This is a genomic window from Paenibacillus sp. FSL H7-0357 (assembly GCF_000758525.1).
Lineage (GTDB): Bacteria > Bacillota > Bacilli > Paenibacillales > Paenibacillaceae > Paenibacillus_AQ.
In genome coordinates this window covers 2,210,391-2,223,667 of the sequence record NZ_CP009241.1, presented here as the reverse complement: position 1 = coordinate 2,223,667, position 13,277 = coordinate 2,210,391, and the positions used below count along the sequence as shown (strand labels likewise).

The following is a 13,277-nucleotide window of genomic DNA, read 5'->3' as shown; positions in this document are numbered from 1 at the left end:
ACTTTATTTTCCATACAGCTCATATTTCCGTCCGTTCAGCAGAAGGGCTGCCCCGCTGCCTGCAACGCAGGCGACCAGCAGATTCATGCCAATAGACTGCCAACTGATCGTATCGTTAATATTGGCCGCCTGCTCCTGATAGATGGGACTGACCGTCAGCAGATTGGCGTATTGCTTGAAGGACTCATTAGCCGACGTTCCTAAGCTCCAGTGCGAGCTGTCCTGAATAACCAGAGCGAACTGGACAGCAACAACCGCAACAATCAGGACAGCAATGCAGAGATGGCTTAACAACGGTTTGCGTTGTCTTTTGCCTGCAGCCAGCGCCAGTCCTATTAAGGCCAGTCCGGCAGGAATACTGCACAGCTTGGACAACAACAGATACAGGATTCCTAGCGCCGGACTGGCCGAATCAGCAATCCTCGCCTGATATAAGCCATCAGGATTTAAAAACACCTCCAGCAATGTCGTCGACCATACCGCCGTGGTGCCGAGCATAAAAACAGCCGATTTCACCAGAAACAGCGATGAAGTCTTGACAGGCAGCATATGATTAACCGGCATCGTACCCGTGAAGAATTCCCTGTAATAATCCACATAGATGTACACCGGGATCAGAATACCGATGACCATGTTTACGGTGAGAATCAGAAATGCCAGATCTTGGCCTGAGCTGAACAGGAAATACAGGTTGATTAAGCAGCTTAATCCGGTTAACGAGGCGAACATTGCAAAATGTCTTTTGCACTCCAGTTTAAATTGATGGACTAGAATCACGTAACTACTCCCCTTCTCAAATGGTTAAACGATGCTTTTAAACAAATCTTCAATGGGCAGGCCATACTCCCGTTTCAATTCCTCCACGCTCCCCTGCAGCTGCACTCTTCCTTCGTCCACAATCGCTATATGCGTAAACAGGCTTTCGACATCGCGAATCAGGTGGGTGCTGATCAGAATGGAGCTGTCAGGGTCAAAATTATCCAGGATAATCTGCATGATTTTATCACGCGTTGATGGATCGACAGCCGCTAATGGTTCATCAAGTACGAATAATTGGGCCCGGCGTGCAAACGTAAGCGATAAGCTCACACGCTCCTGCATTCCTTTGGACAGGGACTTCACCTTATCTTTAAGATTCAATCCGAGCATCTCTATCATTCCGCAGGCCTTGTCCCGCTGAAAATCGGCAAAAGCGTGATGATAAAAATCAATACACTCCTCAATACTCATCCATGAATACAGAAATTCTCTGTCCGGCAGATAGGATACAATCTTTTTCGTTTCCACACCGGGATGTTGCCCACCGACTGTAATCGTCCCTTTATAATTCCGCAGCAAAGCCACGATCAGCTTCATAAGCGTCGTTTTCCCCGCCCCGTTCGGCCCCAACAGCCCTACTATACTTCCCTTGGGAACTGTTAAATTCAGTCCGTTTAAAGCAGCCTTTTTTCCATACATTTTCGTCAGATTCGCACATTCCAGTACATTTTCCACATTGCCCCTCCTCTTCATTCGGTCTTTCTTATATCCATATATATACATTCCAAATCATTAGACTCCTGTACTCGAAACATCCCTGCAAGCTGCGCTGAAATGCCATGTATTTGCATAAACAAAAAGCAAGCCCCCCATACCGGAAGACTTGCCTTTTTCACCAATACCAGCCTGCACACTGCCAATATCCAACGATTTGTTATTAATCAATTATTACATACTGAACTAATTCCTTAAGATCTTCAAATATTACATCCGCCTCTACATCCGTAGAAAACTGTGTACTTTGTTTCCATGCTGCTCTGAGACCTGCGGCACGGCTCGCCCGGATATCATTGTCCGGGTGGTCGCCGACAAACAGCGTTTCCTCCGCCGTAACCCCTAGCTTAGTCAATGCCCGAAGGAAAATCGCCGGATCCGGCTTGCGCAGACCTTCCCACTCTGAAATCAACACCTCATCAAACAAAGGGCTGATCCCCAGAGCTTGAAAATTATCATATTGGAATTGTCCATAGCCGTTGGATACCAGCGCGAGTTTGATTCCGTTTGCCTTTAAGGTTGTAAGCATACTCATCATATTAGGAAATCCGATGCAATGTCCTTGGAAACCATGCAGATAATCATTCAAAAGTTCTGCCCAGCTTAGCTCACGGATAGAAAACTCCTCAAGAAGCTGCTGATACACTTTATCTTTCCAGACATAACCGTGCTGATCCAGCTCGACAAACCGCTGCAGAAATTTTTCTTTGGCAACAGAATGAAATTGTGGATATCGTTCATACTGATCGCGGACAAAAGAGACCAGAGAGGACTCGCGGTCCAATAACGTTCCATCCAGATCGAAGAGCACCGCTTTAATTTCCATCTTCCTGCCCTTCCACACGTAAGCGCGTTGATTATTAAGATTATCGGCCGCTGACTCCCGCCAACCTCTTGATTGTTGTTTGCTGCGGATGAACTCTGGTTTAGGTTGCTTGCTCCGAGTTCAGATAAGTGTATTTGGTGCAGCTATTCGGGAGCAATATAGTTGTTTCAAAGATATAGTTGTATGCTCTGCAATTAAAAATGGCGAATCCTTTCGTTTTGCCCGAATGACATCTATTTAGTTGTACGAAGTGCAGCTATCTCCTCATTCGCCCATCCATATGGAGTTTTAGATGTATAAAGTGCAATTATCGCGTAATTCGCTCATAGGGTAGAGATCACGACCCCATGTTCACCCAAAAAGCCCATTCTCGCCCAATTCTCCTGCACAGAATGCAACAGAATCCTATCAGACTGCCAAAAACAGGGAATCTATTGTACTAAATACAGCAGACGCTACTCATAGCCTCTCATATGTCACAAACTACAACCTCTAACTTCTAAACTCTAACCAATCAACCCAGCTGTCATCAATAACCCTATTCCCCTTAGCTCCGGGCCGTAAACTCCGTCACGGCCTCGCTCATCAGGTTCATGCCCAGCAGCAGCTCATCCCGGCCGGGATGGCTGAAGTTGAGGCGGATGCGGTTGCCGCCGCCGCTGACACAACACAACGGGCCGGGCAGGAAAGCTACGCCTTTAACCAGCGAGGCCTTAAGCAGTGCCATAGCGTCCAGCCCAGCCGGCAGCGATACCCACAGGAACATGCCGCCTTCCGGCAGACTATAGGTGCTGCTCTTCCAGGCCGGACGCTTCAGCAGTTCAGCCATTAGCTTGAGGCGGGTATTGTATTCCCGGTTCAAGAGGGCAATATGCTCGCGCAGATCAAAAGAGGTGACATCCAGCAGATGATGCAGCAGCCGCTGATTTAGGGAGCTGGACTGCCAGTCGGCCATCTGCTTTGCGGCAGCCATCATGCCGATAAGCTCCCGGCTGCCTGCCGCCCAGCCCGTCCGCAGAGCGGGCGCGACCGTTTTGCTGAAAGAACCGATATAGAGCACATGTCCACCCTCGCTTACATTCTCCAGCGCATAAAGCGACGGATATTTTACGGACGGATGCTGGCCATAACGCTGAAAATGCAGATCACCATAGGAATCGTCTTCGACAATCAGCACGTTATGGCCGGTACACAGCTCCAGCACCTCCTTGCGTCTTGCCAGGCTCCAGAGAATACCGCTTGGATTCGTAAAGCTCGGTGTTGCAAACAGCATCTTAGGCCGGTGCTGCCGGATTTGGGCACGCAGATGCTCCGGCAGCAGGCCGTCCCTGTCTCCCTGCACGGGAATAATCACCGCACCCTGCATACGGAGCGCCTGCAGAATGCCTGGTGAGGTGGGATTCTCTACAAGAACCCGGTCTCCGGGATCTATGTATACCCTGGACAGCAAATCGATGGCTTGTTGACTTCCCGTTGTCAGAAGAACTCCGCCCTCGGCAACAGCCACACCTTTGGCTTTCAGCCAATCCCCGGTAAGCCACTCCCGCAGCGGACCGTACCCTTCCGGATCACCGTACTGCAGTGCCCCGGCATCTGCGGAGATGACTGTAGACGCGGTTTCGGCAAGCAAGGACAACGGGAACAATTCTTCCGCCGGAAGCTCTTCCGCCAGTGAAATCAACGTGCCCCGGCGCGTCTTGGTGCGGATACTCAACAGCGGTGAAGACAGCAAGGTATGTGCGCGGGCAGAAAACTCATATCTCATATGTTCCCCCCTCCCCTGGTACCAAGAATATTCCAGCCCAGCCGGCAATATGTCGTTAGGGTGATCCTATGCGTAGATTTGCTTGTTCTGCCTTGAGAAAAGAGCAAACTTCTCGATAGCCTGCGCTCTCGTCGACACTTCAAGCTTCACATAAATTTTGCGCAAATAATTGTCAATGGAACGCCGGCTCACCTCTATTTCAAGGGCAATTTTATCATAAGTGATTCCCTGCACAATACGCTCCATAATGAACATCTCAGTCTGGGTCAGCTGCATGACACCATCCAGCCCCTGTGACGATGGTGCCAGCCGAAATCCTTTTTCAATCCAGTCAAACGGTATAGAGAGGAAACCTTCCCGCAATCCGTCGATCATCAGCAGCAACTGGCGGGGAGAAGCTCCCTTGGAGAGTATTCCGCTTGCCCCAAGCTCAAGCAGCGGCTGAAATAAAGTCTTGTCCTCTTCTTCCGTCATGATGATGAAATGAGAATTTGGCGAACTGCTCTTCATCTCCGGCAGAATGCTCTCCACATTTCCTTCCGGCATCTGATAATCCGCCAGCACCAGATCCGGCTGACTTTCACGCACATTGTAAACGCCTTCGTTCCAAGTCGAATACATCCCGAGAATTTCCAGCTCCCCCCCTTCCTCCAAAATCAGTTTTGTTCCAAGCATACTTGTGGGATGACATCCCACGATGATCCCCCGCCACACCTTCATCATTAACTCCCTGACCTCCTGCTATCTATATAATTTACCCAGAGTGAAAAACGCCTCGGGGTTTTACGGTTATTACGTATGCAAGGATGGTTGCATTTTTATCCTTTCTTCCTTCTTTTACCTTGTATACGCCCATCAGATATTCCAATCTATAGAAATTGTATCGCAGTAGTTTAATAGGATGCAATTACTTTTTCACGTTTTCAGACTCTCTTTCACTTTTGCGAAAACTCAAAAAGTCTGATAGAATGGGGACTTGAAAAAAAACAGCCTGAGGTGATGTAATGCAACCGCTAGCGGAATCGACCCCGGTACACTCGCGCCGTACTGCAGCGAGAAGCGGCCCTTCCGTAAAATGGTTTTTACTGTTCTGGATTTTGATGATCGGGCTCGGCTTCTATGCCGTGTACAGCTATACCAACCATCTAAAGCAGCAGGTGCTGAGCGAACTTGGCACTCAAAGCCAGCAGCAGCTTACCGTTTTGAAGACCGATTATGAATCGCGAATTGCCGTTCTCTCTGAAGAGGTGAAGGAATTGCAGAGCACTGTTCAGAGCTTTAATGAACTGCTCACCTTTACCAAAGACAATGCAAGCAGCAAGACAGACAACAGCAACAAGCTGTATACCCAGTTAAACGAGGTCCGCAAGCAACTCGATGCCCTGAAGAAAGAGATGGATCTGCTGAAATGAGAACCCCTGTCCAACGAGTCAACCGGTTCTTTATGCTGCTGACTGCTCCCTTCTTCGGGTTATTGCTCTGTCTGTGGTGGTATCAGCCGCCGCTTGACCTGAAGCTGAACACAGAACAGTTCGCTGCAGCCCCGGGGCCGCTTGAATTAACAACCTCTTTGAAGAATGATTTGAAGCTGGCCGAGGCCTCTGCTTCCTATACCATAGATTCAATAGGTGCCAGTGCACAGCTCTACAAACAAACAACAAACGCGATGAATGCCATTGTTAATACCGCCAAAACCCAGGCATCCCGCCCGGAACAAATCTATAACCGGAGAATTTCAGCCAGGCTGGGAATTCCTGCCGATATTGTGAACAGCGATCGCATTACCATCGAACTTTACCGCTTAAATCCCGGCAACTATAAAGCCTATGCCCTAAAAATCAAGCTGAAGGATGCTTCGGCCATGAAAATGAGCCTGGCCGGAGACGGCTCCGGCGGAGCTGAAACTACCATGCGCGCCGTCAACCGTTACGGTGCAACAGCCGGCATCAATGCCGGAGGATTTGCCGATAAGGGCGGTAAACGTTATCCCTTGTCCACAACCGTTGTAGGCGGCCAATATTTGTACGGATTCGAGCCGAGTTACAAGGATCTCAGCTTCGTTGGCCTGAATAAATCAGGACAGCTGATCGGCGGCAAATTCTTCAGCCGGACACAACTCGACCAGTTGGAGCCGGTGTTCGGCGCCACCTTTGTCCCGGTCCTGCTGAAGAACAACACCAAGATGGTGATCCCGGATAAGTGGAAGACGAGCCCCAAACGTGCCCCGCGCACCATAATCGGCAAGTACAAGGATGATCAGCTTCTCGTGCTCGTGGCGGACGGCTACAACGAAAACGGCAACTCCGGTGCCACACTGGAGGAAATCCAGAACAAGCTGTACAACATGGGTGTGATCGATGCCTACAATCTGGATGGCGGGGGATCTTCGTCCCTGATCTTTAGAGGAAAGGTTATTAACAATCCATCGGACGGGAATCTCCGCCAGGTGCCAACCAGTTTCCTGTTTTTCAAATAACTTTTTCCAGTTGTCTATGCGGCATCTCACATTTTTCTTTTGTTTTTGATATAGACCAGGTTATAATCAGGATAACGAATACAGATCCTTATGGAGGTGTCCAGCATGTCGTTTTCCTTGACCTTTTGGATCATAACCCTGGTATTTCTGCTGTTCCTGACCGGAATTCTAACCTCCTCCTACAACGACGATAAGACCAAGGGCTTATAAAAGCCTGGATGGACCCAAGCATTCGCTGCTTCAAAAAAAGAGCACCGCACATCTGTGCGGTGCTTTTTTTTAGTAATAGAGGCGGCAGACACCCTGCTGCGGCCATACTATGTACAATTAAATTTGCTTGCTTTCAGCAGGAGAAAGCGTAATTTCTAGGCGTGTCTTGAAAGTTGAGTCATTTCCCCAAGACATTCAGCACAAATATAACGATCTTTATATTCACTTACACCCTCAATTGATCCGCAGAATACACATTTGGGGCGGTAACGCTCCAGAATGATATGGTCGCCCTGTACCAGAATTTCTACCGGGTCACCTTCATTCATTTGATACCTTTTACGCAGGGACTTAGGCAGAACAATTCTACCCAGCTGATCTACTTTCCGAACAACGCCAGCAGGTTTCATATCTAACTTACACCTCTCCTGTTCAACTAATAATTAGTAACTACTACTTTTTTCGGCACTATTCAACTATTTCGTTAATCAATTGTCGAATCCTGCTGAAATAAATAAAAATTCATGTCCGTTTTTAGAAAAGTTGTGGAAAGTCTAGCTGGCGCAGCGCTTCATAGACAATAATGGCCGCCGAGTTTGACAAATTAAGCGATCTGACAGCTTCGCTCATCGGCATGCGCATTCTCGTTTCTTTCCCGGCTTCCAGAATATCGGCTGGCAGACCCTTGGTTTCCTTGCCGAAAACGAAGAAATCCTCATCCTGAAAGGCAAAATCGGTATAGCGCTTCTCGGCCTTGGTTGTAGCATAGAAAAACCGGCCTTCCTTATACTTCTCCAGCACTTCCCCAAACGAATCATGATATTCGATATTTACGGCGTGCCAGTAATCGAGTCCTGCCCGTTTCAGCGTAGCGTCGTCTGTACGGAAGCCCAAGGGACGGACCAGATGAAGATGCGTGCCTGTTGCCGCGCAAGTGCGGGCAATATTGCCGGTATTCGCCGGAATTTCCGGTTCTACCAGCACAATATGAAGTGCCATAGTGTGAATGCTTCCTCTCTGAAGGCTCTAACAGCCCTATAATGTGTTAGTAAGGACATCCTCTAAGGTGAGGGCAGCGCTTATAGATCATACACGGCGCGTGGTGTGCCACGCAGAAAACCTTCCGCCTGCAGGCGGAAGGTTCAAAAGCTTTCATACATTAGCCCTGAGTTTGCCGGAAATGCTGCATGAAATCGGTAAGCGCCTTAACACTCTCATAAGGAACCGCGTTATAAATGGAAGCACGTAAGCCTCCAACACTGCGGTGGCCCTTAAGACCAACAAAACCTTCTTGTTCGGCGGCTTTGACGAATTGCTTCTCAAGCTCTTCCGACTGCATCCGGAATGTAACGTTCATGATGGAGCGGCTGCCTTGTTCCGCAACTCCGCGGTAGAAACCATCACTGCCGTCAATATGATTATAGAGCAGCCCGGCTTTGTCGCGGTTCTTGACTTCGATACCTGCAAGCCCGCCCTGCTCCCCAATCCATTTTAACACTTCATTAACCATATATACAGAAAAGGATGGCGGCGTATTGTAGAGAGAGTTGTTCTTATAATGCGTATCGTAACGCAGAATCGTCGGGATATTGGAAGGCGACTTCGCGATCAGCTCTTCCTTGGCAATAACTACAGTTACGCCTGATGGTCCGAGATTCTTTTGTGCGCCGGCATAAATCAGTCCGAATTTATTCACGTCAAAGGAACGGCTCAGAATGTCGCTGGACATGTCTGCAATCAGCGGGATAGAGCCGGAATCCGGAAACTCCGCATATTGTGTTCCTTCAATCGTTTCATTCGACGTAACATGCAGATACGCTGCATTATCCGCTGCCTTGATGCTGCTAAGCTCTGGAATCGCCAGAAACTTCTTGTCCTCTGAGGATGCGGCGACATGGGCGCCACCAACCAATTTGGCTTCCTTGAGGGCTTTATCCGCCCAGCTTCCTGTCATGACATAGCTGCCCACTTGGCCCTCAGAGACAAGGTTCATCGGAAGCATGGCGAACTGGGTGCTTGCTCCGCCTTGGATGAACAATACCTTATAGCCCTGCGGATTGCCAAGGAGTGATAGCAGACGTTCCTGAGCTTCGTTATGAACGGACTCGTATACCGCCCCACGGTGCGACATCTCCATAATGGACATTCCGCTTTCCCGGAATTCGACAAACTCCGCTTGTGCGCGTTCCAATACTGCAAGCGGCAGCGCCGCCGGACCTGCATTAAAATTGTATGCTCTCTTGCTCAAAATTGCCCCCACCCTTTCTCTCCTGCGAATATGGATAGAGATTATGATAGCAGTAATCTAACACACCATCAAGTATAATTATTCACATAGAAGGTATAATCGCCAGGCTTAAATGGTGAAAAACTGATAGCTGCGGCTCCAATCCTTGCTGTGACGCGGTAAAATGCTGATGTCCGCAAAAACTTCCGGCGAAATAACATGCTTCTCGCCCCACAGTGCTATCTGTTCCGGCTGGAAACTTCCGTATTCCCTGATCCCAACTCTGCTTGGCTGATGAGTGATTTCCCAATAAAAGGAATCCCCTGCATCTTCCCAGCCTCCCAGCTTACAGTAGAAGGGGCGGTCCGGCTCATTCTTCCAGCTTAGTTTATCTCCGGTTCGGCTGAGCAATTCCTCTGTATAAATGGATTCCGCCTGCTCTACCCTGACATTGTCCGGCAATCTCAGTTCATAGCCTGATCCGACATTTTTACCGTTAATTCCAACAAAATTATGATTGTACTCCTCCGTCAGAAGCTCCTTTGACCCTCTGTTCTCCAGAGTGTAAGAGATGTTCAGCCTGTCTTCGTCAAGCGAGATCCTCTTGGTCAAAAGCATGCTGTATCCCCGGCACTCCATCGGCTGCACCGAATAGGTAACCGAATCTGTAGTGTGTTCTTCCATCACCTCAAAGGGAATCAGCGGATAAATTCCGGCAAAAAAATAGGGAGCATCTTCCTGCTTCTGCAGCAGCCCTACTCCCGGCTTTGGAAACCATTCTCCAACTTCTGCATCGTCATAGCCAATTGCCCGGGAAATGCCGAATTCATTACATAGCCCAAAACCGCCAGTACCCTGCCCGGGCACGAGGCTTTCCGGAACGCAAAACGTATGTTTACCCTGCTCCAGTGTTACCTGTGTAATAAACCCTGTCCAATCAAATCTAGTGCCGTTATAGGCTCCAGTATCAGCAATCTCCACAGTAAGTATCCCATTAGTGAGAGTGTAAGCCATAAGTTATTCTTCCTCTTTCTTTTGCTTATTTTTATTGTTACCAATATTCTCAGAACCTCTTCATCGCTGAAAAAAGCGCCTGCAGCCGCATTTCCTGCGAAGCAAGCGCCTTTTCGTATACTTTTATGCAGTTAGGCCAGCTCCACTTGCAGGAGATGCAGTTCTCCTTCCGGCAGCGCACGGAGTATGCTGCGCGGTATCACAACACCCTCTGAGACGCGCTGAAGCGTCACCTCAGCGCCGTTAAGCGACACAGAGTGTATTTCATACTCCCCGTATTCTCTGCTTCCTGTGGACGTATAGGCGACCTCCAGCATGCGTTCCGCAAAGATCGTCTTAATCGTTGCCTTCCCCTGCTCATCGAACTGTTCCTTCACCAGTTTAGGCTGAAGCAGCAAATCGCCGAGCCGGCCCTTGACACCAAACACCTCTGTGACCATCGTCAGCAGCAGCCAGCTCGCTGAACCGGTTAAATAGGTGTACATTCCTCTGCCCTGCTCATTGATATATTCGGGAATGCCGGGATACATCCGGCTGAGTTCGAAATTCGCGCTGAGCTTGTACAGTGAATCCAGCACTTTGCGGCCTTCCTGAACAAAGCCGCGTTTATACAGCGCGTTCCCATACATCACGGTCATATGGCTGAACATAGCCCCGTTCTCTTTATGACCAAAGGCAAAACCAAAAGCACGGCCCAGATTCTGCTGGATGCCGCCAAAATTGGTATTTAGCCGGTATCCGATATTGTCGTCCAGCAGGTTGCGTTCTACTGCTGCGACGATATGCGGAATTTGCTCTGGCGCTGCTGCATGGCCGAGCAGCGGGAATACCTGGCCTGTCAGTGTCATGCGTACACCTTCGGCATGTTCGCCTTCGACGCGTTCTCCGTCGTTATTATAATAACCGTTGAACCAGCCGTCGCCATGATCACTTTGCACCCACTCATTCCGCCGCAAGTGATTGAATATCCATTCTGCCTTTTTCGCCAGATCAGCTGCCACTTTCGCTATTGGCAGAGTTACCCGGACCCCGCTTACTTTGTTAGGCGCAGCGGTGTAGTAAAGGTTCAGCTGTTCCCGCTTGGCTATTACAGACTCATAGTTCAGCGATTTCTCTAATGTATCCAGCAGCAGCGTCATCTCTTCCGCCAGCTCCAGTGACTCCAGCCCGGTACGTTCCTGAAGAGTGCTCAGCAGCACGGACAGATCATACAGGTTGCTGCCATAGAAGGCAGTGAAGGTCACACTTTCTCCCCGCTGGGCCGCCATATCCAGCCCGTCATTCCAGTCTGCGCCCTCCAGAAGAATATTGTTATGCTCCCCCACATTGAAGAACGGAACCAGATTCTGCAGCAGAATATGCTCCAGAATCGTCCCTTTGTAGGTCTCTCCGGTTGAGGTCTGCAGATGGCTTCCCCCCGCAGCGTCCCAGGAGGCGTCGCGTTCCCGGCACCGGCTCATGAAGGAGTCGCGGAAATAGCTTTGCTCCTGCAGCAGAAAATCCAGATCCCCGCTCTGGTCCAGGTACAGCATAGTGGTCAGGAACGGCCAGGCCCCATGATCCATCCAAACCCGGGGAATATTGTTGCGGTCGGCAATAAATTCGCCCGGCTGCTGGCCGATAATGGTCGCATTGCTGCCATCGATTCGCACACCTGCATAATTATTCAGCAGCAGACTCCGCACATCTGACGGCTCCATAATAAGCAGCGCCAGGCAATCCTGCCACAGATCGCGCCAGCCGCGCCCGCCTCTTCCGTAGTCATGATAAGGGAGGAAAGAGTTGCCGTACAACCTGCGAAGCACAGGCTGCAGCGTTACCCATTTCATCCACTGGTCAGCAGCATGATCTCCGGTATGAAACTCAACTGTATTCACCTTGTCCGCCCAGAAAGCCTTGTTTTCTTCCAGTAAAACGTCAAAGGCTGCGGCGGATCCGTATTTGGCCATTAACCCCGGAATATCTATTCTTTCACTTTCAATGGCCAGAATCACCACATAGGAACGGCTTTCTCCTGGAAGCAGAGATGCAGTGGCAAAACGCAATCCGCCAAGAGCCTCATAACCTTCTTTATGTACGCCTTCTTCGCCTGTCTGAGGAGCCTGATTCCGCACAACAGCCTCAGGCCAATCCAGGCTTCCACCTTCACCGATAAATTCCTCCTGCACCGGGAAGAAGCCCACAGGAGTTCTTCCTTCTCCTTCTACACCGAAGACGCCATAGGAGGTATGATTCACGCGATGGCCCCGTTCATCAAAGGAAAGTGCCGGCTGAACCTCGACACCGTGTGCTGAAGTATAAATCCGGTTGAGCAATGAGGTCACATGCCGGTGATCACGCAGATCATCCGCTGAACGGGCATACAGCGGAACAGCCGCAGTCGGCGTTATGATGATCTCAGCCGCTCCGGTATTCGTAAGCACCACCTGCATCAATTCTACCTTGTCTTGGCCGCAGGGTACAATGCTGGTGATTTGCGCCTTGATACCGAGTTCACGGCTCTCACGGGTTACCCGATGCCATAGGAGCCCTGCTTCCAATTCCGAATCATCAGAGTTAGGCTCATAGGCCTGTGCATGCTGTCTGGCTGAACTCCCCGCTGCCGACCAGGCGCCTTTACCCTCAATATATACCCAGAAATTGCGGGAAGCACGCGAATTATGCAAATCCTCCACCGAAAGCGGCGGAGTAAGAAATGTATTATGCCCTGAAGTGGCTTGGCCATGAAGATTCGGAGTGACCGAAGACATCATCCCTCCCTCATTCACCAAGGGAAAATATAAAAAACTGCTTTTTTCTGGATACTTAAGTTTAAACTCTCCATTTGTTCCGGTAAATTCCCAACCTGACTTAGACGTTTGTTCCACTGCAATCATCCTTTCCATAGCCTATTATTTTGTTACTTTTTTATCCATTTTACAGAAACCGCTTTCGGTATTTATTATCACATCGTTAGATATCGTTGTAAAGTAATTTTCGTTTGGTAACCTTGAATAATAATAAAACATAGAATAAAGTCTGATATATCAAGGTATAAACAAATTTATTACATAGGGGGATCACTTACACCAATCAATAATAACCGCATTAATTCGTCCGAAACTATTTTCGATAATTCATATTTTTGATCAATTCCACTCGAATAAACCTCAAAATCTTGAGTTTTCTTATCAAAAAACGCCTTAAACCAATCACATTACATATAAGCTCATGCTAAATGCACTCA

The 13,277-nt window shown here is 49.1% G+C and carries 12 protein-coding genes; 2 read left to right on the top strand and 10 right to left on the bottom strand.

Translation table 11 applies throughout. From position 1 onward, the window contains the following. Positions 1 to 3: 3 nt before the first annotated feature. From H70357_RS09670 to H70357_RS09650, 5 genes are all read right to left on the bottom strand, one after another. Positions 4 to 777 carry a hypothetical protein gene (locus H70357_RS09670; RefSeq protein ID WP_038588426.1) on the bottom strand — a complete coding sequence of 258 codons (774 nt, stop codon included), beginning with the start codon at positions 775 to 777 and terminating at the stop codon, positions 4 to 6. A 24-nt stretch (positions 778 to 801) separates the two neighbouring features. Continuing rightward, positions 802 to 1,494: an ABC transporter ATP-binding protein gene (locus H70357_RS09665; protein WP_038588422.1), complete on the bottom strand. Its 693-nt coding sequence runs from the start codon at positions 1,492 to 1,494 to the stop codon at positions 802 to 804. A gap of 202 nt (positions 1,495 to 1,696) precedes the next feature. Next, positions 1,697 to 2,359, bottom strand: coding sequence for an HAD family hydrolase (locus H70357_RS09660; protein WP_038588419.1), 663 nt, complete (start codon positions 2,357 to 2,359; stop codon positions 1,697 to 1,699). Between the two features lie 547 nt (positions 2,360 to 2,906). Next, positions 2,907 to 4,124: an aminotransferase-like domain-containing protein gene (locus H70357_RS09655; protein ID WP_038588417.1), complete on the bottom strand. Its 1,218-nt coding sequence runs from the start codon at positions 4,122 to 4,124 to the stop codon at positions 2,907 to 2,909. 66 nt (positions 4,125 to 4,190) lie between these two features. Continuing rightward, positions 4,191 to 4,847: a response regulator transcription factor gene (locus tag H70357_RS09650; protein WP_038588414.1), complete on the bottom strand. Its 657-nt coding sequence runs from the start codon at positions 4,845 to 4,847 to the stop codon at positions 4,191 to 4,193. Between the two features lie 281 nt (positions 4,848 to 5,128). On the opposite strand from H70357_RS09650, the gene H70357_RS09645 reads away from it, so the two are divergent. Both H70357_RS09645 and H70357_RS09640 read left to right on the top strand, forming a co-directional pair. Continuing rightward, entirely contained in the window at positions 5,129 to 5,536 is a 408-nt protein-coding gene (locus H70357_RS09645; RefSeq protein ID WP_038588412.1) for a hypothetical protein, read from the top strand. Then, on the top strand, positions 5,533 to 6,600 hold the full coding sequence (locus H70357_RS09640; RefSeq protein ID WP_038588409.1) for a phosphodiester glycosidase family protein: 1,068 nt from the start codon (positions 5,533 to 5,535) through the stop codon (positions 6,598 to 6,600). Before H70357_RS09645 ends, H70357_RS09640 begins: the two co-directional genes overlap by 4 nt. A gap of 365 nt (positions 6,601 to 6,965) precedes the next feature. On the opposite strand, the gene H70357_RS09635 is transcribed toward H70357_RS09640, so the two are convergent. The 5 genes from H70357_RS09635 to H70357_RS09615 all read right to left on the bottom strand — a co-directional run bounded on the left by H70357_RS09635 (position 6,966) and on the right by H70357_RS09615 (position 12,804). After that, complete coding sequence (locus H70357_RS09635; RefSeq protein WP_038588405.1) at positions 6,966 to 7,220, bottom strand: AbrB/MazE/SpoVT family DNA-binding domain-containing protein; 255 nt, start codon at positions 7,218 to 7,220, stop codon at positions 6,966 to 6,968. A 124-nt stretch (positions 7,221 to 7,344) separates the two neighbouring features. Further along, positions 7,345 to 7,809 carry a tRNA (uridine(34)/cytosine(34)/5-carboxymethylaminomethyluridine(34)-2'-O)-methyltransferase TrmL gene (gene trmL, locus H70357_RS09630; RefSeq protein ID WP_038588402.1) on the bottom strand — a complete coding sequence of 155 codons (465 nt, stop codon included), beginning with the start codon at positions 7,807 to 7,809 and terminating at the stop codon, positions 7,345 to 7,347. A gap of 160 nt (positions 7,810 to 7,969) precedes the next feature. Beyond that, the gene (gene serC, locus H70357_RS09625; protein ID WP_038599110.1) at positions 7,970 to 9,061 is read right to left on the bottom strand and encodes a 3-phosphoserine/phosphohydroxythreonine transaminase; all 1,092 of its coding nucleotides are present in this window, start codon (positions 9,059 to 9,061) and stop codon (positions 7,970 to 7,972) included. Between the two features lie 105 nt (positions 9,062 to 9,166). Continuing rightward, the gene (locus H70357_RS09620) at positions 9,167 to 10,051 is read right to left on the bottom strand and encodes a hypothetical protein (RefSeq protein WP_038588399.1); all 885 of its coding nucleotides are present in this window, start codon (positions 10,049 to 10,051) and stop codon (positions 9,167 to 9,169) included. 131 nt (positions 10,052 to 10,182) lie between these two features. Beyond that, on the bottom strand, positions 10,183 to 12,804 hold the full coding sequence (locus H70357_RS09615; RefSeq protein ID WP_231578401.1) for a GH36-type glycosyl hydrolase domain-containing protein: 2,622 nt from the start codon (positions 12,802 to 12,804) through the stop codon (positions 10,183 to 10,185). Positions 12,805 to 13,277 lie beyond the last annotated feature (473 nt).